General features: G+C 73.2%; 16 protein-coding genes. 12 read left to right on the top strand and 4 right to left on the bottom strand.

Annotated features, from left to right (window positions below):
- Positions 1 to 640 precede the first annotated feature (640 nt).
- From D450_RS0112155 to D450_RS0112130, 6 genes are all read left to right on the top strand, one after another.
- Positions 641 to 2,116 carry an aldehyde dehydrogenase family protein gene (locus tag D450_RS0112155; RefSeq protein WP_017538941.1) on the top strand — a complete coding sequence of 492 codons (1,476 nt, stop codon included), beginning with the start codon at positions 641 to 643 and terminating at the stop codon, positions 2,114 to 2,116.
- Positions 2,117 to 2,193: 77 nt separating this feature from the next.
- A complete protein-coding gene (locus D450_RS0112150; RefSeq protein WP_017538940.1) occupies positions 2,194 to 3,303 on the top strand; it encodes an alcohol dehydrogenase catalytic domain-containing protein in 1,110 nt (369 codons plus the stop codon).
- 868 nt (positions 3,304 to 4,171) lie between these two features.
- Positions 4,172 to 4,978 carry an alpha/beta fold hydrolase gene (locus D450_RS0112145; protein WP_017538939.1) on the top strand — a complete coding sequence of 269 codons (807 nt, stop codon included), beginning with the start codon at positions 4,172 to 4,174 and terminating at the stop codon, positions 4,976 to 4,978.
- A 7-nt stretch (positions 4,979 to 4,985) separates the two neighbouring features.
- Positions 4,986 to 6,236, top strand: coding sequence for an LLM class flavin-dependent oxidoreductase (locus tag D450_RS0112140; RefSeq protein ID WP_017538938.1), 1,251 nt, complete (start codon positions 4,986 to 4,988; stop codon positions 6,234 to 6,236).
- Between the two features lie 357 nt (positions 6,237 to 6,593).
- Complete coding sequence (locus D450_RS0112135; RefSeq protein ID WP_017538937.1) at positions 6,594 to 7,340, top strand: hypothetical protein; 747 nt, start codon at positions 6,594 to 6,596, stop codon at positions 7,338 to 7,340.
- On the top strand, positions 7,337 to 7,903 hold the full coding sequence (locus D450_RS0112130) for a hypothetical protein (RefSeq protein WP_017538936.1): 567 nt from the start codon (positions 7,337 to 7,339) through the stop codon (positions 7,901 to 7,903). Before D450_RS0112135 ends, D450_RS0112130 begins: the two co-directional genes overlap by 4 nt.
- Here D450_RS0112130 and D450_RS0112125 read toward each other — a convergent pair.
- Together D450_RS0112125 and D450_RS0112120 are read right to left on the bottom strand one after the other, a co-directional pair.
- On the bottom strand, positions 7,849 to 8,691 hold the full coding sequence (locus tag D450_RS0112125) for a GNAT family N-acetyltransferase (protein WP_026128510.1): 843 nt from the start codon (positions 8,689 to 8,691) through the stop codon (positions 7,849 to 7,851). The genes D450_RS0112130 and D450_RS0112125 overlap by 55 nt on opposite strands.
- A 358-nt stretch (positions 8,692 to 9,049) precedes the next feature.
- A complete protein-coding gene (locus tag D450_RS0112120; RefSeq protein WP_017538934.1) occupies positions 9,050 to 10,786 on the bottom strand; it encodes an alpha/beta hydrolase in 1,737 nt (578 codons plus the stop codon).
- Between the two features lie 169 nt (positions 10,787 to 10,955).
- On the opposite strand from D450_RS0112120, the gene D450_RS0112115 reads away from it, so the two are divergent.
- On the top strand, positions 10,956 to 11,426 hold the full coding sequence (locus tag D450_RS0112115) for an Lrp/AsnC family transcriptional regulator (protein WP_017538933.1): 471 nt from the start codon (positions 10,956 to 10,958) through the stop codon (positions 11,424 to 11,426).
- A gap of 40 nt (positions 11,427 to 11,466) precedes the next feature.
- On the opposite strand, the gene D450_RS0112110 is transcribed toward D450_RS0112115, so the two are convergent.
- The gene (locus D450_RS0112110; RefSeq protein ID WP_017538932.1) at positions 11,467 to 13,176 is read right to left on the bottom strand and encodes a flavin monoamine oxidase family protein; all 1,710 of its coding nucleotides are present in this window, start codon (positions 13,174 to 13,176) and stop codon (positions 11,467 to 11,469) included.
- A 124-nt stretch (positions 13,177 to 13,300) separates the two neighbouring features.
- Positions 13,301 to 14,113, bottom strand: a complete 813-nt coding sequence (locus D450_RS0112105) for a carbon-nitrogen hydrolase family protein (RefSeq protein ID WP_017538931.1) — start codon at positions 14,111 to 14,113, stop codon at positions 13,301 to 13,303.
- A gap of 500 nt (positions 14,114 to 14,613) precedes the next feature.
- Between D450_RS0112105 and D450_RS0112100 the strand changes: the two genes are divergently transcribed.
- The 5 genes from D450_RS0112100 to D450_RS0112080 form a co-directional block, all read left to right on the top strand.
- Positions 14,614 to 15,771 (top strand): hypothetical protein, encoded by a 1,158-nt coding sequence (locus D450_RS0112100; protein WP_026128509.1) that lies wholly within the window; start codon positions 14,614 to 14,616, stop codon positions 15,769 to 15,771.
- A gap of 173 nt (positions 15,772 to 15,944) precedes the next feature.
- Positions 15,945 to 17,798 (top strand): M48 family metalloprotease, encoded by a 1,854-nt coding sequence (locus tag D450_RS0112095; RefSeq protein ID WP_017538930.1) that lies wholly within the window; start codon positions 15,945 to 15,947, stop codon positions 17,796 to 17,798.
- Between the two features lie 56 nt (positions 17,799 to 17,854).
- On the top strand, positions 17,855 to 18,394 hold the full coding sequence (locus D450_RS0112090) for a hypothetical protein (protein WP_017538929.1): 540 nt from the start codon (positions 17,855 to 17,857) through the stop codon (positions 18,392 to 18,394).
- A 55-nt stretch (positions 18,395 to 18,449) separates the two neighbouring features.
- Positions 18,450 to 19,184 (top strand): hypothetical protein, encoded by a 735-nt coding sequence (locus D450_RS0112085; RefSeq protein WP_017538928.1) that lies wholly within the window; start codon positions 18,450 to 18,452, stop codon positions 19,182 to 19,184.
- A 131-nt stretch (positions 19,185 to 19,315) separates the two neighbouring features.
- The coding region (locus tag D450_RS0112080) for a hypothetical protein (protein ID WP_206539655.1) at positions 19,316 to 20,396 on the top strand (1,081 nt) is incomplete at its 3' end.

Raw genomic sequence — 20,396 nt, 5'->3', positions numbered from 1 at the left:
CCCCCCCCGGCCACCGGCGGCCCGGCACCCGGCAAGCAGGCGCGAGCGGAGCACTTGCTGCTTCGTCGCCGCTCTTGGCCTGGACCGCGAGGGGCCTGGCGGCCGACCAGCAGGGCCGGGGAACCGCGCGGCTTCGTCGTCGTCGCCCTCTCACCCCGACCGGTGGCGGCCCGGCACCCGGCAAGCGGCCGTGAGCGGGGCACCCGCTGCTCCGTTGCTGCCTCTGACCTGGACCGCAAGGGGCCCGGTGGGCGACCGGGGCGGCCGGGCACTTCCCCGTCCCCTCGTCGCCGCCTCCCCCCCTGACCGGTGCTGACCTGCGACCCGGCACTCGGCCATGAGCGGGGCACCAGCTGCTCCGTCGTCGCCGCCCTCCCACCCTCGACCGGTGGCGGCCCCCCACCCGGGAAGCAGGCACAAGCGGGGTACCTGCCGATCCGCCGTCACTCCTTCCCCTGCTCAACGACGGCCCGCGGCCCGACGAGCAGGGGCGCCCGCACCAAGCCCCATTCACAATCTAGCGCTCGCTTGGTGTGCGGGTTAGGATTCCGGTGCCGCCTACGACCTCACCGAACCACCCTCCCTCTCCCCGGCCCCTCGCCGGTCCGGACGGGGGGGGCGGCCGCGAAAGGACACCCCGATGACGGCAGCCCTGCCCGCCTACTCCAACCACATCGGTGGCGCGTCCCGGCCCGCGATCGGCGGCGGGTGGCTCGACAGCACCGACCCCGCCACGGGGCGGGTCTGGGCGCGCGTGCCCGATTCCGGGCCCGAGGACGTCGCCGAGGCCGTCGCCGCCGCCCGCCGGGCCTTCCCCGAGTGGCGGGCCCACTCCCCCGCCCGGCGCGCCGCCGCCCTGCGCCGGTGGGCCCAGACCGTCGGCGAGCATGCCGAGGACCTGGCCCGCACCGAGAGCCGCGACAACGGGCGCGTCCTGCGCGAGACCCGCGGCGCCGACCTGCCCGGCGGCGCCCTGCACATCGAGTACAACGCGGGCCTCGCCGACAAGACCGCCGGGGAGACCGTCGACCTCGGCGGCACCGCCTCGGTCTCCACCTTCTACGAGCCCTACGGCGTCGTCGGCGTGATCCTGCCCTGGAACGCCCCGCTGGCCATGTTCTTCGCGAAGGTCTCCGCCGCCCTGGCCGCGGGCAACACGGTCGTGGTCAAACCCGCCGAGCAAGCCTGCTGTTCGGTGCTGGCCGGGTGCGCGCTGCTGGAGGAGGCGGGGCTGCCGCCCGGGGCGGTCAACGTGGTCGCCGGCACCGGCGAACGCGCCGGGGAGGCCCTGGTCCTCCACCCCGACGTTGCCAAGGTGCACTTCACCGGGTCCACTGCGACCGGGCGGCGGGTGACCGAGCTGTCCGCGGAGGGCCTCACCGACCTCTCCCTCGAACTGGGCGGCAAGTCGCCGTGCATCGTCTTCGACGACGCCGACCTGGACGCGGCCGCCGACGGGGCCGCCGGGGCGATCTACACCGGCGGCGCCGGCCAGTCCTGCGTCGCCGCCTCCCGCCTCCTGGTGCAGGACTCCGTCTTCGAGGAGTTCACGGCCCGGCTGCGCGACCGCGCCCGGGCGCTGCGGGTGGGCGCCCCCGCCTCGCCCGGCACCGACATGGGCCCCATCGCCTTCGCCGAGCAGTACCGCAAGGTGCTCTCCTACCTCGAACTGGGGCCGAAGGAGGGCGCTGAGACGGTCTTCGGCGGCCGCCACGGCCCGGACGCGCTCAGCGAGCCCGACCCGGACCTGTCCGAGGGCTACTGGGTCGAGCCGACCCTGTTCGCCGCCGAGGACAACGGCCTGCGGATCTGCCAGGAGGAGATCTTCGGCCCGGTGACCGTGGCCCTGCCCTTCTCCACCGAGGAGGAGGCCTACGCCGTCGCCAACGACACCGGGTACGGGCTGGCCGGCGGCGCCTGGACGCGCGACCTGGCCCGGGCGCGGCGGGCCGTCGCCGCGATCGACGCCGGGACGGTGTGGATCAACACCTTCCGCCGCCTGCACTGGGCGGTGCCCTTCGGTGGCCGCAAGCAGAGCGGCAACCTGCCCTCCAACGGTCGAGACGCGCTGCGGGAGTGGCTCACCCTCAAGGCCGCCTGGATCGAACCGGGGTGAGCGGGAGGGGCACACGTCCGCGCCCCGTTGTTTCGGAGCCCGACCCGAACCCGGCCCTGACAGGAAGGACGTGACGGATGCTGATGCGCGCGGCGGTGCTGACCGCCTTCGGCTCCCCGCTGGAGATCAGCCAGGTGGAGGCGGGCGACCCCGGCCCCGGCGAGGCGCGGGTGCGCATCGCCGCCTCGGGGGTGTGCGGCTCGGACCTCAAGGCGATCGACGGGCACAGCCCCGTCGTGCCGCACACGCCGGTCGTCTGCGGGCACGAGAGCTCGGGGACCGTCGAGGCGGTCGGGCCCGGGGCGGAAGGGGTCGCCCCCGGAGACCCCGTGCTCATCGCCATGAACCGCCCGTGCGGCCGGTGCCGGATGTGCGCCCGCGCGCAGGCCCACCTGTGCACGGACGATGCACGCCTCAAGGCGATCATGGGGTTGACGCCCGACGGCGGGACCCGCCTGCGGATGGACGGCGCCGGGCTGCGGCCCTATCTGGGCATCGGTTCCTTCGCCGAGTACGCGGTGGTCTCCGAGCGGGCCCTGGTCCCGCTGCCCCGGGACGTTCCATTGGAACCGATGGCCCTACTGAGCTGCGCGGTGGTCACCGGGGTGGGGGCGGTGCTCACCACGGCGCGCGTCGAGCCCGGCTCCTCGGTGCTGGTGGCGGGGTGCGGGGGCGTGGGCCTGAACGCCGTTCAGGGGGCCGCGGTCGCCGGCGCGGCACGGATCATCGCCGCCGACGTGGTGGAGGCCAAGGCGAAGGCGGCGGAGCGTTTCGGCGCCACGGACACGGTCACCGCCGGGGAGGCGCTGGGCGAACGGGTACGGGAGCTGGTGCCGGGCGGGGTGGACTACGCCTTCGAGGCCACGGGGGTGCCGGGGGTGCTGGCCCAGGCGTTCGGGGCCACGCGCGCGGGCGGCACGACCGTGATGGTCGGCAGCCCGCCCCCGGGCGCCGAGGCGTCCGTTCCGGCGGGGGCGCTGTTCGCCTCCCGCCGGCTGATGGGCTGCCAGGGCGGCGACGCGTCGCCGCACACCGACCTGCCACGCCTGGTCGACCTGTACAAGGCGGGGCGGCTGCGTCTGGAGGAGCTGATCACCGAGCGGGTGGGCCTGGACGGGGTCGAGGGCGCCATCGACCGCGTCCGAAGGGGCGAGGCCGCGCGCGCCCTGGTCGTTCCCGGGGCTTGAGGGGCACGTCCGCTGGGGCGGTGTCACTGTCCGGTGGTCGCCGCAGGAGTCGTGGGCCCGTGCGCGGCCGCGACCGTCACGACGCCGGGCCGCCGAAGGCCGCCCGGCGTCGTTCAAGAGGTCGTGTCCGCTGGCGTGGTGGAACTCCCCGGGCCCCGGCCGCCCCCCGGGAGCACTGCCCGCCGCCCGCACCGACACCCCCGTTGATCTCGGGAAAGCCGGGGTAATACCGGCGAGTATTACCCCGGCTTTCCCGAGATCAACGGCGAGGAGGGGGCGCGCACCCGGGGCGGGGTCGCCGGTGGCGCCCGAGCGGGGTGTGGCGGCCACGCCGACCCGGACCGCTGGAGACGACACCACTCCGGCGATCGCGACCCCGCCTTACGCCGGGTGGCCTTCGACCGCCCGGAGAGGACGCCTGCGCCGACTGGTTCGGCGCCGGTGGACGGCGACGCCTGCATCTCAGCGCAGCGACCGCACCGCCCCGGACCGAGGGAAGCGGCCCCTCCACCGGGCACGACCCTCCGCACCCACCGAACACCAGCACCGCCAAGCGGCCCCGCACCCCGCGCCGCCCCCCTCCATCCCGACCACGAGGAACCCACCGACCTGCGAAACCGGAATGTCGGCACGGCCTCCGTGCCGCCCCGGGGCGAGGAAGGACGGGCCGGTCCAGGGGGCACCGGCCCGTCGGGAGGTCCCGGCGGGCGGCGGGCCGTGCCCCCTCCACCCACGCCCTCTCCCCCGCCGCTGAGAACGGGGCGGTGCGGCGATTGATCCCCGCGGTCGGAAGGGGTTACCGTGAACGGGTCAGAAAAACTGAAACATGTTCTGCTTTTTGCCCGCACCGTCCCCCGCGGGAGCGTCCATGGCCTTCACCGACCTGACCGATGTGCGGCTCTTCCACACCGACGACGGCCCCGCCGCCCCCGCACGGACGCTGCTGCTGGTGCACGGCTGGGGCTCGGACTCCCACGAGTGGGTGCAGCACATCGGCCCGCTCGCCCGGCGCCACCGGGTGCTCGCCCCCGACCTGCGCGGACACGGCGCCTCCTCGGTCCCGGACACCCCCTGCACCCCCCGGGCCATGGCCGCCGACCTGGCCGCACTGCTCGGCCGCGCCGGCACCGGCCCGGTGACCGCCGTCGGCCACTCCATGGGCGGACAGGTGGTCGGCCTGCTCGCCGCCGACCGCCCCGACCTGGTCGACCGGGTGGTCACCGTCGACCCCGGCTACGGGTTCGACCCGGCCGAGACCGATCCGCTGCCCGCCGCCGTGCGCGCCCTGCACGGCCCCGACCCGGTGGGCACCGCCCTGGCCCTGGACTCCTGGAGCACCACCCCCGCCACCCCCGACTGGATCCGCACCTGGCACGAGCGGCGGCTGCGCGCCGCCCGCCCCCGCGTCCTCGCCGAGGCCTTCGCCGGGATGTTCACCGACCCCGGGGCGATCGGCCCCCGTCCCGCCGCCCGGGAGCACCTGGCCGGGCGCGCCCAGCCCGCGCTGTCGTTCTGGCACCACCCGGGGCGGGCCGCCTGGGAGCGGCCCCTGCTCCCGCCCGGGTCGCGGGTGGTGTGCTGGGAGGGCGCGGGCCACCGGCTGCACGAGGAGCGGCCGGCCGACTTCCTCCGCGAGCTGGAGGACTGGCTGGCCGGAACCGACCACGAGAGGTGAGACCGCCGTGAAGTTCAGCCTGTTCATGAACCCCCAGATCCCCGGGTCCGGATACGCCGCCGAGGACAACGCCCGCGCACTGCGCCCCATCGGGCGCGACCGCGCCTCCTACCAGGGGCTGCTGGACGAGGTGCGGGAGATCGCGGTGCACGCAGACCGGATCGGCTTCGACGCCCTGATGCTCACCGAGCACCACTTCCACTCCGAGGGCTTCGAGTTCTCGGTCAACCCCCTGATGGTCCTGGCCGACCTGGCGGCGCGCACCGAACGCATCCTCCTGGCGCCGCTGGGGCTGGTGCTGCCGGCCTGGGACCCCGTCCGGGCCGCCGAGGACGTGGCCCTGCTCGACCACTTCTGCCGCGGGCGGCTGCGCCTGGGCGTGGCCCGGGGCTACCAGTCCCGGTGGGCCGACGTGCTCGGGCAGCGGTGGAAGTCGCAGGCGGCGCGCAGCGACGGGTCGCGCACCGACGACCGCAACTTCGACGTCTTCGGCGAGCTGCTGAAGATCATGAAGATGGCCTGGACGCAGGAGACCCTGCGCTACAAGAGCGACGTGATCGACTACCAGGTGCCCTTCCCCTACGAGGGCATCGAGGGCTGGCCCGCCCAGGAGTGGACGCGCACGTTCGGCGCCCCGGACGAGCTCGACGACGAAGGGCGCATCCAGCGGGTGAGCGTCGTCCCGCGCCCCTACCAGGACCCCTATCCCGAGCTGTGGCAGCCCTTCACCGTCAGCGACCGGTCGGTGGTGCGGGCGGCGCAGGAGGACATCCTGCCGTGGATGTTCACCCCGCTGCCCGGGGAGCACCGCAAGAAGGCCGAGCTGTACCGCGACACGGCCGCCGAGCACGGGCGCCGCTACCGGCTGGGCGAGCACACCGGCATCCTCAAGATCGTGGGCATGGCCGCCACCCGCGAGGAGGCGGTCGCGACGTACGGGGCGAAGATGCACAAGGACTTCGCCTCCTTCTTCGGCCCCTTCGGGTACTTGGAGGTGCTGCGCACCAAGGAGGACGACTCCTCGGCCCCCATCAGCCCGGAGAAGGGCGACTTCAAGCGGATGGCCGATGTCCAGATGGCGCTGGTCGGCGGCCCCGACGACGTCAAGCGCGGCATCGAGGCGGTACTGAAGGAGATCCCCGACCTTGAGTGGTTCGGCCTGTTCATGCAGGGCCAGCAGGGGGTGCTCCCCCTCGACACGGTCAAGCGCAACCTGGAGATGTTCGCCGAAGAGGTGATCCCCGAGTTCCGCGACTGATCCGGCTCCTCCGCCTCCGGGCCCCTGCGGGAGGCGGAGGCCGNGGTCCGGCCCCCCCCCCCCGGCCCGGCCGTGTCCGGCCGTGTCCGCTCATGCCCGGCCGGCGCGTCCGCCCCGGCGGCCGGCCCCCGAGCGGCGCCGTGCCCGGGGCCGCGCCGGACCGCGGTCCGAAACGTCCCCTTCCCTCCCTCCTTCCTCTCGGACGTGAGTCCGACGGCCTTCTGAGGACCGGGCCCTCTCATGCCGGAAATGGGTCCACTTGCCCCTGTTTTCCGCGTCGCCTTGCGGGCGATAATCGACTGCCCCGCCCGTGGAGAGCGGGCGGGAGGGCCGCCGGACAACTGAAGAGGGAGGGGTATGGAGCTCGAACGCGTCATCATCGGACTCGTCGCCGCGCTCCTGCTCCCGTACTCCATCCCGGCCGTCCGCCCGCGCGCGGGGATCGCCCTGCCCCTGACGGCGCTCTACGCCGCCTACGCCCTGGCGCCCGTGCTGGCGTCGGCCACCGCCGGGGTCCTTCTGCCGGCGACGGTGGCCGCCTCCTGGGGCCTGTGGCGCCTGGCCCGCACCGACGCCCACATGCAGGGGTCCCCGCACATCCTCATCTCCCGCTCCGTGGCCGGGACCATCTTCGCCCCGCTGGGCTTCTCCCTGGCCGTCGCGGGGGCCGCCGCGGCGTTGCACACGGGGACAGGGGTCCTCAGCGGGGCGCGTGATCTTATCCTGGACGACAGGACGGCGATCGTGGTGTCGGGACTCCTGGTCGCCACGTTCATCGGAGGGGAGGTCGTCACTCACACGCTCCACCCGTTCTACGCAGAGCTGAAGAAGGCCGAAGCGGAGGAGATGGAGCCGCTCAAGGGAGCGGGGACGGCCATCGGGTGGCTGGAGCGTTCCATGACCTACGCCCTCGCCGTCGCGGGGCGCCCGGAGGCCATCGTCGTGGTGGTCGGCATCAAGGCGCTGGCGCGCTTTCCCGAACTGCAGAGCAATCAGAAGCGCTTCGCCGAATACTTCCTCATCGGCTCCATGAGCAGCATCGGCCTGGCCCTTCTGATCGCCGCGGTGGTCCGCATCGTCCTAGGAGAGAAGGCACTCGGGTGACACAGCAGCACGCGTCCCTCCACAGCCATCCCCTCTTCGTCGAACTCGCCCGGCTCGACCTGCCGGACGAGGACTACATCCTCGCCGGAAGCGGCCCGCTCCTGGCCCGCGGGATCCGCGCCGACATCACCGACCTGGACGTGGTGGTCCGCGGCCGGGCCTGGGACATCGCCCGCCGGCTGGGCCCGGTGGTCACCGCCCCCTGGGAGGGGGTGCGCCGGGTGGTGCTCAACGGCGGCAGCCTCGACGTGCTCAACGGCTGGTTCCCCTCGATGTGGGACCTGGACGAGTTCATCGAGACCCGCGAGTACATCGACGGCCTGCCCTTCGCCCCGCTCGACCGCGTCCTGCGCTGGAAGCGCCGCCTGGGCCGGGCCAAGGACATCGCCGACATCAACGCCCTGATGGAGCACCTGGTGGGCCGGTCGCCCCTGACACCCGCGGGGGCCGACGAGCCGCCGCTCACGGCGATCGCCGGAGAGCCCCCCGCGCTGAGCGGGACCGGGCCTCAGAACAGGATCGACATGACCTCGCCGACCTCGCGGAAGCCGACGCGGTCGTAGACGGCCCGGGCGGCGGTGTTGTAGTCGTTCACGTACAGGGTCACCCGCGGGGCGATGTACTCGCGGGCCAGGCGGGCCACCGCGGCCATGCCCGCCACCCCGTAGCCGTGCCCCCGCAGGTCGGGGTGGACCCAGACGCCCTGGACCTGGCAGGCGTACGGGGTGACCGCACCGACCTCGGCCTTGAACACCACGCGGCCGTCCTCGATGCGGGCGAACGCGCGCCCGGAACGCACCAGCTCGGACACGCGCGCCCGGTACATCGCGCCGCCGTCGCCGGCGTCCGGGGCCACGCCCACCTCCTCGGTGAACATCGCCACGCAGGCCGGGAGCAGCACGTCGAGCTCCTCGGGGCGCACCCGGCGCACGCGGGGGTCGGCGGCCGGGCGGGGCGCCCCCATCAGCTCCAGGACCGGCTGGCGGTCGCGGATCGCCCGGGCCGGGCCCCACGTCGGGCCCAGGCGCTCCCACAGGTCGGTCACGGCCGGGACCGGGCCGACGATGGAGGAGCAGCGGCGGCCGCGCCAGCGCGCCTGCTCGGCGAACTGCCGCACCGCGGTCGGGCCGGCGTCCACCGGGACCAGGTTGGCGCCCGAGTAGCACAGGGCGCTCAGCCGGCCGTTCTCGATGTAGCCCCACACCTCGCCGCCGAGCCGGCCCGGGTCCAGGCCCGAGGAGCGCAGGCGGGAGCTGACGAAGACGTTGCCGACGGGGTCGCGGTCGAGCAGGGCGTGCACGTCCTCGGCATCGCGCCGGTCGAGCACACGGACAGAGGAGGTTCGCAGCACCCGAATCACCCCGTCTGCCATCAGCCGCCAACCGCCCACAGGCCGCCTCTCGCGGACGACGGGCGCCGTCGTGCGCACGGGTCCGCGCCCGCGGCGGACTGCGCCGCGTCCCTGGTTCAAGACTATGCGACCGACCGTTTCCGGTCGCCCACCGCCCCGCCGGTCCCGACGTGTCGGATACCGCGCCCGGGGCGTGTCCCCCGGTCACTCTTCGGGAGGCGGGGGCCGTCCCTCCGCCTGAGCCGCTGCCGGCCTCCCATAGCGCTGTGCGCTCGTCGCGCAGCGGCGCAGCAGGGGGCGCGGTAAGGGCGCAGTAGGGGCGCGGCCGCGGGCCGAAACCGCTCCGGGGGACACGACCCTAAGGCCCGATCAGCGCGCCGCGCTCCTCGGCGTCGCGCTCGACGGCGCTCTGGGGCACCTTCGGCTCGGGCTCCGGGCCCGCCTCGCACACCAGGTCGGCGTCGCCGACCGAGCCGGTGTAGGGCACCGTCCCGTCGCGGAGGTAGTCGGCGACCGCATCGTCCACGCAGGTGTTCCCGCCGAAGGAGACGCCGTGGCTCAGGCCGCCCTCCTCGATCACCAGGCGCGCCCCGGGGAAGCGCTCGCGCATGGCGTACGCGCCCTCGACCGGGGTGGGCCCGTCCTCGGTGGCGTGCACCAGCAGCGGCCCCTCCTGGGCCGACCCGGTCCGGGCCCCGGCCGCGGCACCGACGTTCATCCAGGCCTCCGCCTCCGCGGGCCAGAACGCACACGGCGCGTTGTACCAGATGTTGTTCCAGCCGGTGTGCGGCGCTTCGCGGTGCGAGCGCTCGGCGGCGTCGCGCCACAGGGGCCAGGCCGACGGCCAGGGGGCGTCGGTGCACTGGGTGGCCAGGTAGGCGGCGTACCCCGGCTCGTCGTCGGGGCCCTCGCCGAAGCGCTCGGCGGCGCCGACCAGGGCCCCCTCGTCCTCTCCGGACACATGGTCGGAGAGCGCCTCGGCCAGCCGCGGCCAGACCGCCGACGCGTAGGCGGCGGGGATGAAGGCGCCCTCGAACTCGGTCGGCCCGACGATGCCGCCGGCCGGCTCCTCCGCCAGCCGCTCGCGCACCGCGGAGTAGGTCTCCTCGACCGCGTCCGCATCGGCGCCCAGGCCGTAGACGTCGTCGTGGCGCCCGGTCCAGGCGAAGAAGTTGCCGATGGCCTCGTCCAGAGCGCGGCTCTGCCTCAGGTTGCTCTCGTACCAGGGCCGCCCCGGGTGGACGACACTGTCGAGGACCATGCGCCCGGTGCGCTCCGGGTACAGCGTCGCGTAGGCCGCGCCGAGATAGGTCCCGTAGGAGTACCCCAGGTAGTCGATGCGGCTCTGGCCCAGCGCGCGCCTGATGCGGTCCATGTCGTGCGCGCTGTCCTCGGTCCGCATGTGCCTGAGGAGGTCGCCGTTGTTCTCGGCGCACGCTTCGGCGTACCCCTGTGCCCGCTGCACCAGCGCGCGCTCGTCCTCGGCGGACGCGGGCACCGTGTCGGGCCGGACCGGGTCGAAGTGGGCGGGGTCGCAGGCGACAGCGGGTGTGCTCGCCCCCGTTCCCCTGGGGTCGAAGCCGATCACGTCGTAGTGCCCGCGCAGGTCCTCGGGGAGCTGTTCGGCGATGCGGACCGCCCACTCGCGCCCGGGGCTTCCGGGGCCGCCGGGGTTCACCACGAGGACGCGGTCGGCCTCGGCCGGCTCGCCGTCGGCGGTGCGCGCGGGGATCCTCGCCAGGGCCAGGCGCACCGTCTCGGCCGTGCGCGCATCGGCGCCGTCGGTCCTCTGTGTCTCCAGAGGCACGTCGAGCCCGGCGCACTGCGTCCCGGTCCCCTCGACCGTCTCGGCGTCCAGGCCGGTGCACTCACCCCAGTCCAGGACGGTCCTCCGCTCCCGGTCCTCCCGCCCTGAGGCGTCCGTCGCCCGCTGCGCCTCTGCGTCCTGACCGATCGCTCCCTGAGCAGCCGTGCCCTGCGCCGCGGCCCCCTGCGCCGGCGCCGCGAGCGCGAGCAGCAGCGCGGCCGGCACGGCCGCGGAAACACTCTTCGCCCCCACCGCACACCCCTCACCCTCGGTGATGGTTCCGATCATCCCTGTGATCATGCCGGATCGGGCGAAGCGACACGGGAGAACGGGGACGAATCGGCGGCGGCCCGGCGCCGGATCGGCGGCGCCAGCCGGACCCGGCCCCCGGCGCCGGTGGGTAGCATCGTTCTGGCCGGGCCCGGACGCGCCCGGCGCGACGTGTGAGGAGCGGGCAGTGCGGTTGGATCGGGTCGATGAGCGGATCATCGCCATTCTCGGCGCCGACGCGCGCGCGAGCTTCGCCGACATCGGGGCCGCCGTGGGCCTGTCCGCCTCGGCCGTCAAGCGCCGCGTCGACCGCCTGGTGGAGTCCGGTGCGGTCCGCGGCTTCACCGTCGTCCTGGAGCCCTCCTCCATCGGGTGGACCACCGAGGCGTTCATCGAGGTGTACTGCCGCCCCCGCACCTCCCCGTCCGAGATCCGGGCCGGCCTGTCGGGCTACGCCGAGGTCACCTCGGCCTGCACGGTGACCGGCGAGGCCGACGCGATGGTGCAGGTGCGGGCGCGCGACATGCAGCACCTGGAGGAGACCATCGAACGGATCTGCGCCGAGCCGTTCGTGGTGCGCACGAAGAGCACGCTGGTGCTGTCCCGCCTGGTCGACCAGCCCATGCTGGCCGGATCGGCGGGGGAGCGGCCGGCCTGAGGCGCCGGCGGCCGCTCCCCCGCCGCGGGGCGGCGCCCGCTCAGTCCTCGGGCAGCTCGACCGGGGCGATCCGGTCGAAGACGTCGCCCGGGCCGGGGTTGGCCGGGTCGGTGGCCCCGCCGAAGTGGTTCATCACGCCCCACACCGCGTTGAGCGCGGTCTGCACCGCCCCCTCGGCCCAGCCGGCGGTCCAGGAGACGTCGTCGCCGGCCAGGAACAGCCCGCGGTGGCGCGGGTCCAGGCGGTCCTGCTTGAAGTGGGTGAACAGCCGCCGCTGGTAGCGGTAGTGGCCGGGCAGGTTGGCCTTGAAGGCCCCCATGAAGTACGGCTCGGCCTCCCAGGACACCGTCACCGGGTCGCCGGTGATGTGCGCGCGGACGTCCACGTCCGGGTAGACCTGGGCCAGCGAGTTGAGCATGATGTCCATCCGCTCCTTGGCCGGGAGCGGCAGCCATTTCAGCGAGTCGTCGCACCAGGTGTAGGACAGGCAGATCGCCGCCGGGCCGTCGTCCTCGCCCTCCAGCAGGTAGGTGCCGCGGGTCATGCGGTCGGTGAGCGTCATGCTCATCGCGTCGCGGCCGGTGGCCGGGTCGGTGTCGCGCCAGAAGGGGCGGTCCACCGGGACGAAGAGCTTGGAGGACTCCATGTAGTGGGTGCGCTCGATCGCCGTCCAGTGGTCGATCGGCAGCAGCGCCTCGTCGCAGGCGATCTTGCTGAGGAGCATCCAGCTCTGCGCGGTGAACACCGCCGCCCGGTAGGTCCGGATGGAGCCGTCGGCGTCGGTGACGGTGATGTTGCCGGCGGGGTCGCCCGGCGCGGCGGTGCGGCGCAGCGCGGTGACCCCCGGGCGCGGGGCCCCGCCGTGCAGCGAGGAGAGGGTGGTGCCCTGCTCCCAGTGCACGAGCTTGTCGGGGGCGTGCTCCCACAGCCACTGCGGCAGCCGGTCGCTCCCGCCCACGATGCTCAGGTGGTCGTCGTCGGCACCGGTGTAGGTGACGCGCAGGATCTCCAGGATCGAGTTGGGGAAGTCGGTGTCCCACCCGCCGGTGCCGAACCCGACCTGGCCGAAGATCTCCCGGTGCCGGAAGGAGGAGAACGCCGGGGAGTCGCACAGGAACCCGTAGAACGTCTGGTTGTCCAGGCGCTCGACCATCTCGTTCCAGATGCTCTTCATGGCCTCCGTGTCGCGTTCGCGGATGGCGCGCTGCATCTCGGAGTGCTGGGCCCCCTCCTCCAGGGTGGTGTTCCAGGCGCGCGCGACCTCCTGGTAGACCTCCGGCAGGTCGTCGGTGGTGCGCGCGTAGTGCGCCTCGCCCTTGAGGTCGACCACGGTGCTGGGCGTGGACGGCGCCAGCGGGTTGGGGAAGGGCACCGTGCCCAGCCCCGCCCGGTCGATGTAGTGGAACAGCGAGGTGGAGGACGGCGGGAAGCGCATCGCGCCCATCTCGGCGACCACGTCGTCGGGGTGGCCGTCGAAGCGCTCGGTGCGCAGGCGCCCGCCGAGCCGGTCGGCCTCGTAGACGACGGGGCGCAGCCCCATCTTCATCAGTTCATAGGCGGTGACCAGGCCGGAGAGCCCGCCGCCGATGACGGCGACCTCGGTGCCGTGCGCCTCGGGCGGCACCGCGCCCAGACCTGCGGGGTGCTCCAGGTAGGCGTCGTAGCCGAAGGGGAAGTCGGGGCCGCACATGGTGAGCGGGCGGCTCTCGGTGCGCTCCTCCGGGACGGCGGTGGGCACGGCGGACGTCATGCGGGGGTCCTCCTCGGGATGGCGGCGGTGGGCCGGCAGTGCGGGGCCGGCGGTGCGGGACGGGTGGGACGGGGTCGGCAAGGCGGGCCGGCGGGACGGGCCCCGCGCTGCGGGGCCCGAGGGCTCACACGGCGAGCGAGCCGTACAGGTCGGGCCGGCGGTCGCGCAGATAGGCGGTGGCGTCGCGGGCGGCCTCCAGGGCCGACCGGTGCAGGTCGGCCACGAGCAGCTCCTCGCCGGCCCCGGCCCGCACCACCTCGGTGCCGTCCGGGGCGACCAGGGTGCTCAGCCCGCAGTAGTCGAGCGCGCCCTCGGTGTCGCAGCGGTTCACGTAGGCGAGGTAGAGCTGGCTCTCCATGGCGCGGACCGGGACCAGGGCGGTGGCCACGCCGGTGTGCGGGTGCATGAGCGCGGTGGGCACGGCCAGCAGCTCGGTGCCGGCCAGCGCGTGCGCCCGGACCGCCTCGGGGAACTCCACGTCGTAGCAGATGAGCAGGCCCACCCGGACGCCGCGCACCTCGGCCTGGACGACCGCCTCGCGGCCGGGCCGGAAGGCGTCCCGGTCGAGGTCGCCGAACAGGTGGGCCTTGCGGTAGGCGGCCAGCGGCGCGCCGTCCGCGCCGACCAGGCGGACCGTGTTGTACACGGCCTCTCCGTCGCGCTCGGGCTGGCCGTGGACCAGGGCGATCCCGGCCTCGGCGGCGATCCGCGCGGCGCGGCGCCCGATCGGCCCGTCCAGGGGTTCGGCCGCCTCGGCGGTGCGCGGGCCCAGGTTGTAGCCGGTGAGCGAGCACTCCGGGCCGATGAGCAGGTCGGCCCCGGCGTCGGCGGCCGCGCGGGCGACGCGCTCCAGCCGCGCCAGGCCGTCGGCGGCGTCGCCGCTGCGCCCGGTGCCCTGGTCCAGGGCGACCCTGAGGGCGGGTTCGGTGGGCCGCATGCACACCCCTTCCACTGTGTCCGGCAGCACTTCACCACTGTAGGCACACTGATCCGGCGATTCGTTGCATGAATACCGGCGATACCTTGCGCATTTTCGCGCGGACTCGCTTCTTCGTTGCACATCGCCCACGTGATCGCCCGCACAGCGACACCGGACCGCAGGGCGCGTCCGACCCCCGCGCCACCACCCGAAACCCCGCGCCCCAGACCAGCGCCGAACGCCGAAATGTGGCGCACATCACCAACAAACTTTCCTGTGCCCGCCATCCCCACCTCACCAGGACACCTGTGAACCCTCCCAGCTGCACCCGTCCCCTCTCTGGGAAACATGTGTCCGCACCCGGTCAGCACGGAAACCGAATAGTTATGACCGTTATGTCGGCTTCACGTCAGGCCTTTAACGTCGCCTCGGACTGCTGGGATCACCCGGGACGAAGCGGACGACCGGGGCGCCGTCAGGGCGTACTCCCAGGTGACCGTGTCTGAAAGGCCTCCGCCATGCGCATCCCCCGACGCCCCTTCACCGCCGTCGGCGCCGCCGCGGCATTGACCGCCGCGACCGCCCTCACCGCCGCCCCCGCGGCCTCCGCCTCGACCGACGACCCTGACCCCGACCCCGCGCAGACGATGGCCACCGCCTCCCTGGTCAGAGCAGACCTGCTCGCCAACGAAGCGCTGGGCGTCGCCGCCCGATCCGCCTGGATCGGCGAAGCCGGATCCAAGGACGGCTCGCACAGCGACGACGGCACCGCCCACGGGGCACTCGCCGAGTTCGTCGACGTGACCGGACGCTCTTCGGCCCGTGCCGATGACGAGGCCGGTACCGGCAGCACGCGCGTCACGATGGACCGGGCGCACCTCCAGGTGACCACCGGCGACCTCGGCGCCCTCGAACACCCCCGGGCGTCCCCCGACGCCGGTGACGGCGATGGAGAGCCCGTCATCGACGTCGAGGTGACCGACCTGGAGGCCGCCACGGCCGTGAACGAGGAGGGCGAGGCGTCGAGCGAGCTGACCGTGGACGGCGTCCGCCTGTTCGGCGAAGAGGTCGGCGAGCAGGGCCGGGCCCGGACGGAGGTCGAGATCGACGGCCGGACGGTCGAGGTCGGTCTACAGATCTCCGTCAATCGGTTCACCCAGGACGTCGGCGAGCACGCGGAAAAGGAGGACGTCGGCATCGCCACCGCGGGGATGACCGTCGCCGTCCTCGTCGACGGTGAACAGACCGGTTCGCTCCACTTCGGTGAGACCGCCACCAACACGCAGGCGCTCCCCGGGCCGGACGCGGAGGAGCCGTCCGGTGGGGGCGACGGTTCCTCGGGAGACGGTGCGGACGGCGAACACGGTCAGGCCGACGGGGAGCAGGGCCCCGCTCCTGGTGGCGGGGCCGGACCCGGAATCGGGGAGACGGTATCCGGAGGCGGCGATGACAGCGGTTCCGGGGCAGGCTCCACCGACGGTTCGGACAGCGGTTCCGGCAGTGCTGCCGACGAGGGATCCTCGGCCGCGGACGGCTCGACACTCCCGATGACGGGCGTCGCCCTGGCCGGACTCGTGGTCGTGGGCGCGGCGGCAGCGGCCGTGGGCGCGATGGCCCTCCAGGGCTCGCGCAGCAGAAGGGCGCCCCCGCGCAGCGGAGAGAGCCGCACGGCCTGACGGGGCGGATGCCCCTCCTCCCTGCACACCCGCGCGACACCCGGGGCCCTTCAGGCCCCGGCGGTCACCGCCCTCTCCCCCGCACAGCCGGGCGGCACGGCCGGAGCCGTGCCGCGCGCCCTTGTCCTGCCCCGCCCCCGCCGACACTCCCCCGCAGCCCCCGGAGCCGACCCATGCCGAGATCCCGCCCCTACCTCAGCGCCCTGCTCTTCCCGGGCGTCGTCCTGTACCCGTTCGTCCTCTCCGCCGCCGCGGTCGCGGCGCTGTGGGCCCTGGGCAACATCTACGCCGGTCTCTTCATCGCGATCGTCCTGCTGTGGAGCATGCTGCCCGCCCTCATCGCCTCCGGGCCGCGCATCCCCGGACGTGCCGTAAGCGAGGCCGAGGCCCCCGACCTGTGGGCCGAAGTGCGCACGATCGCGCAGCGGCTCGGCGCCGCCCCGCCCGACACCGTCCGGATCGGCATCCACACCACGGTGCAGATGGACGAGCGGTTCCGCCTCGGCGGCCTGGTCCGCGGCGAGCGGTGCCTGGCCGTCGGGGCGCCGCTGATGGCGGTCGCCACGCGCGGCGAACTGCGCGCCGCCGTCGCGCGCGCCCTCGCCGAGGAGTCCCCGCAGGTTCCTCGCATCGAGGCGTACTGCCACCGGTCCCTGCGTGCCCTGCACGAGCTCATGCGCAGGACCGCGTCGGGCGGGGCGGGCATCTCCCTGCTGCTCATGTGGCCCTACGCACGCCTGCTCCTCGCCGTCCAGCGCCCGCACAGCCGCCGGGTGGCGCTGGAGGCCGACGCGTTCGCCGCCCGTGAGGCGGGGACACAGAACGCGCTCGCGCTCATCGACCGCTTCCCCGTCATCGAGCACGCCTTCGACGTGTTCGACCACTCCTACCTGGGCGACATCGACCCGGGAGAACCGGTGCCCCAGGGCGTCAGCACCGCTTTCGCCACCGCCTTGGCCGAGAACGGCGAGGAGCTGACCGAGGACGCCGAGCCCGTCGACCCGGCCGCCTGGGACCCGACCCCGACGGCGTCCGAGCGCCGCTCCGCCCTGGGGCCCGCCGAGTTCCCGGCACCAGAGGACGGCGACCGCCCCGCACGTGAGGCCGTCATCGGCTTCCCGGCGATCGCGGCCGACGCCGAGTCGGACTTCTTCTCCTCCGACAGTCCCCGGGTGACCTGGGACGAATTCACGTCGGAGGTCCGCATACGCGAACTGCGCCGTGAAGCGGCCGCCGGCTACCGCTCCCTGGCCCGGGCGCTGGGGACGCCGTCCCCTTCTATGAGCGATCTCCTGGAAGAGTTCCGGAGCGCCCCCGACACATTCGCCGACTCCCTGTGTGAGTCCGGAGCCACACGCACGGCGTTCCGTGCCATGGCCACCATCGCGGCCGTCGATTGCGGGGCGATCGCCTTCGAGCACGACTGGAAGAACGATCCCCCGGCCCGGACGGTCGCCGCCGAAGGCACCGCATCCGGTGAGGAATTCGAGGCGGCGTTCGACGCGGTGGCCGAGGCCTGCCTCGAAGGCCCTCTCGATGCCGTGGAGAAGGCGTTCGCCCGCCTTGAGGATGCCGGTGTGGACTGGGCCGCCACCACCGGTGAGTCCGTGTTGGAGTCCTCCACTGACATCGAGATCCGGGGCGGTGCGGGCTTGGTCGAGTTCGACCGCCGCAGGTGCGACGTCTATACCTCCCGGGACGGTCTGATCGTCGTGCCGTACCGGTTCCTCGTCCCGGCAAAGCCGGGGCGACGGGTGGCGCGTGAACTGCAGGCGTCGAGCGGAGCCTCCGACCTGCTGGACAAGCGCGGCGCGCTGTTCCTGCCGAGGGAGGAGATCGCCGCGGTGGATTGGAACCCCCGCTGGACCGGCCTCCGGGCGAAGATCGTCATGCGGGACGGTACGGAGCACTCCATCAAGGAGGTGTTCAGCACCGAGAAGATCGGGGACTACGGCGCGGCCGTTTTCAGCGTTCTGGACGCCGCCCCGACGCAGACGGGGAATCGCCCGGACCGGCCCGAATCGTGAGGTGCCGAGGCCGAGGGCCCCGACAACGCCAGGTCGGTTTCGGAAGCGTGCGTGTCATGCGGCGTCAGCCCTTCAATGGATTCGCACTCGCCACCCTGTACTTCACCGGGGCCTCCTGGACCTGGACCGTATTCGACGCTCCGATCTCCATCCCTGACGAGATCCCCGCGGGGACACTCGGGGCCACCGTCTTCTCCTCGGCCTTCATCATGATGTGGCTGGTCGGAATTCATTCACGGGTCGGCTTCAGTAAGGACGGCGTGAGGTTCACCAACATCTTCAGCGAGGCTTTCGTCCCCTGGTGCTCTGTCGTATCAGTAGCTGAACCGCGCTCACGTCAGTTCGTGATCCGCACGAAAGACGGGCAGGCGTTCGGTGCGATCGAGTACGGAGGCGCCCCCATCGGTGAGCTGGTCAAGTATCCGACGCACCGGAAGGTCATCAGGACGGCACTGCTCTATATGGACGACCACGAGTGTCCGAGAACCTGCCTGCCGACCGAATGGATTGCGATTCCGTTCGGCCGCCTGCTGTTCATATTCGGAGCGTTCCAGGCGGCCACACTTACTCCGCCCTTCCTGCTGGGCACCCCCTGAAACGACCGCCCTGATCCCCGAACCGCCAGTGCCCCGACGGCCTATCAGCGTCCCCATGGCCATCCCCCTTCCCCTCGTAACCGTCCTCCTGTGCGCTCTGGTCCTGACCCCGGCCGCCCCTGTGGACGCCGACGATGATGCCCCCTCGCGCGGCGACGTGTACGCATCGCTGCTGGAACAGAGCGAGTACATCTACGTCAGCGACGAACTCGCCGGAACGGTCGACCGGGGCACGACCGCCCTGAATCTTCGCGAGGCGGCCGCAGAACTGGACGCGGAGAACACCGTGATCCTCGTTGTGCCGGGCTGGCCCGACCAGACTGCGATCGACATGCCCTCCGTCCTCCACTCCCGTCTGCGCATCGATGGGCTCTACCTCGTCATACCGGTCGTCACCGGCCCGGTCGGCGGCGCATACTACGAGGACGGCGCCGCGGTGAACGACGGGCCCGTGCGAGGACGGACCATCACCTACGCACGCAATCTCGCACTACCGGGAGACCGCCCGGCGGACATCGTGCGCGCTCTCGCCGACGTCTCCGGTATGGAAGACGAGGAACTGAGGGCCGCCGCAAACCGGGCGCGCTTGGACGACCAGGCCCACCGGAAGGCCATCGAGAAGGGAGAGCCATGGGAATTCCTCTTCCTTCTCGATCCGACTCGTGAGCGCGTGGGCGTCCTCGACCGCTCCCTCGTTCCCGGCGTCGCCTCGGGCGTGGCGGCCGTCCTCGCCGTCACAGGGGCCGTGGTATTCCGCCGTATGTACCGACGCCGGGGGTGGGCCCGTTGAGTGTGCCCCGTTCCCTGGCTCGGGCGCTGGCACCCGCCCTGGCTGCGGCGGTTCTCGCCGCCGGCCCCTCGCTCACCTTTGCGGCAGCTGCGGAAGAGACGGACGGGCCGCCCGTCCGCCCCGATGAGATCGTGGACACCGGACGCATCGAGCGCGTGGCGGCGGCTTTGGAGGACGACCCGCTGTTCATCGACGCCGAGCAGTACAACGCGCTCGCGTTCGACGAGGTCGACGAGCTTCGAGAGCGGATCGCCGGCTTCGAGGACAGCGCCACCCCGGTCCGCGTCGCCGTCGTGTCCGCCCTGCCCACCGACGAGAGCGCAGGCCACCCCACGGTCTTCCTGCACGCCCTGTACGACCGGACGAGCGAGCCCGGCGTCTACATCGCACTCTCGGAGTCGGGGCCGATGGCGGTGGTCCCCTTCGACGTCCCCGTGGACCCCGGATTCACCGAGGGGCGCTGGAACGGGTCGGGCAATCACGCCGGAAGCGTCGGCTTCCGCATCGAGAAGGTCCTCGACACTCTCGATGAAGCCGACGCGGCCGACCCGTCCGTCCCGGTTCCCACCCCCGATCCCCATGCATTCGCGTCCGGCAACGCGCCAGGCCTGGATGAACCCGACAGCGCTGTGGTACAGACGGCGTTGTACATCGGCCTTCCGTTAAGCCTGGCCGCCGTGCTCCCCTGCGCTGTCGCCGGAATGGCGGTCAGTGCGCTCCTATCGCCCCTGAGAGGTGGCCGGAGGGCCGTACTCCCTGCCCGTCCTCCTGCTCGGCGGCCTTGGAGCGCCACCCCCGGCGGGAACGTCCCCGGCCCTGTGCGGGCCCGACGGGCACCCGCCGTCCCCCAACCACGCTGGCTGACACGGACCCTGGTCGCTGAGGCGATGGCTCTGGAGAAGGAGTCCTCGGGTGACCCGGAGAGCCTTCGGATCCTCGACCTGGCCAACCGGATCCGCCAACGCGTTGACCAGCCCCGCAGCGCGCTCGTCTGCGCCATCGCCATGATCCGCGAACGACGAGCGGCCCTGGCGGCGCCTGGCACACCTCCGGGACGCCCCTGCGTGGCCAATCCACTGCACGGAAGGGCCGTCCCCCCTCGTAGCCCACTCGCAGCCCAAGAAGCCGTGAGCTGCCACGGCTGCCTCACCTCACCGCCGCCCCTGGAGCACCGGCTGCTGAGGACGCCGAACGTGCACGGCGTCGAACGGG

Origin of the sequence: Nocardiopsis halophila DSM 44494 (assembly GCF_000341245.1) — a bacterium.
GTDB lineage: Bacteria > Actinomycetota > Actinomycetes > Streptosporangiales > Streptosporangiaceae > Nocardiopsis_A > Nocardiopsis_A halophila.
This window is presented reverse-complemented; position numbering and strand designations above follow the sequence as displayed.

Bases quoted from the DNA above. Each gene is read 5' to 3' on its own strand.
- D450_RS0112155 (WP_017538941.1), top strand. From the start codon at position 641: ATGACGGCAGCCCTGCCCGCCTACTCCAACCACATCGGTGGCGCGTCC.
- D450_RS0112150 (WP_017538940.1), top strand. From the start codon at position 2,194: ATGCTGATGCGCGCGGCGGTGCTGACCGCCTTCGGCTCCCCGCTGGAG.
- D450_RS0112145 (WP_017538939.1), top strand. From the start codon at position 4,172: ATGGCCTTCACCGACCTGACCGATGTGCGGCTCTTCCACACCGACGAC.
- D450_RS0112135 (WP_017538937.1), top strand. From the start codon at position 6,594: ATGGAGCTCGAACGCGTCATCATCGGACTCGTCGCCGCGCTCCTGCTC.
- D450_RS0112120 (WP_017538934.1), bottom strand. From the start codon at position 10,786: ATGATCGGAACCATCACCGAGGGTGAGGGGTGTGCGGTGGGGGCGAAG.
- D450_RS0112110 (WP_017538932.1), bottom strand. From the start codon at position 13,176: ATGACGTCCGCCGTGCCCACCGCCGTCCCGGAGGAGCGCACCGAGAGC.
- D450_RS0112105 (WP_017538931.1), bottom strand. From the start codon at position 14,113: ATGCGGCCCACCGAACCCGCCCTCAGGGTCGCCCTGGACCAGGGCACC.
- D450_RS0112100 (WP_026128509.1), top strand. From the start codon at position 14,614: ATGCGCATCCCCCGACGCCCCTTCACCGCCGTCGGCGCCGCCGCGGCA.
- D450_RS0112095 (WP_017538930.1), top strand. From the start codon at position 15,945: ATGCCGAGATCCCGCCCCTACCTCAGCGCCCTGCTCTTCCCGGGCGTC.
- D450_RS0112090 (WP_017538929.1), top strand. From the start codon at position 17,855: ATGCGGCGTCAGCCCTTCAATGGATTCGCACTCGCCACCCTGTACTTC.
- D450_RS0112085 (WP_017538928.1), top strand. From the start codon at position 18,450: ATGGCCATCCCCCTTCCCCTCGTAACCGTCCTCCTGTGCGCTCTGGTC.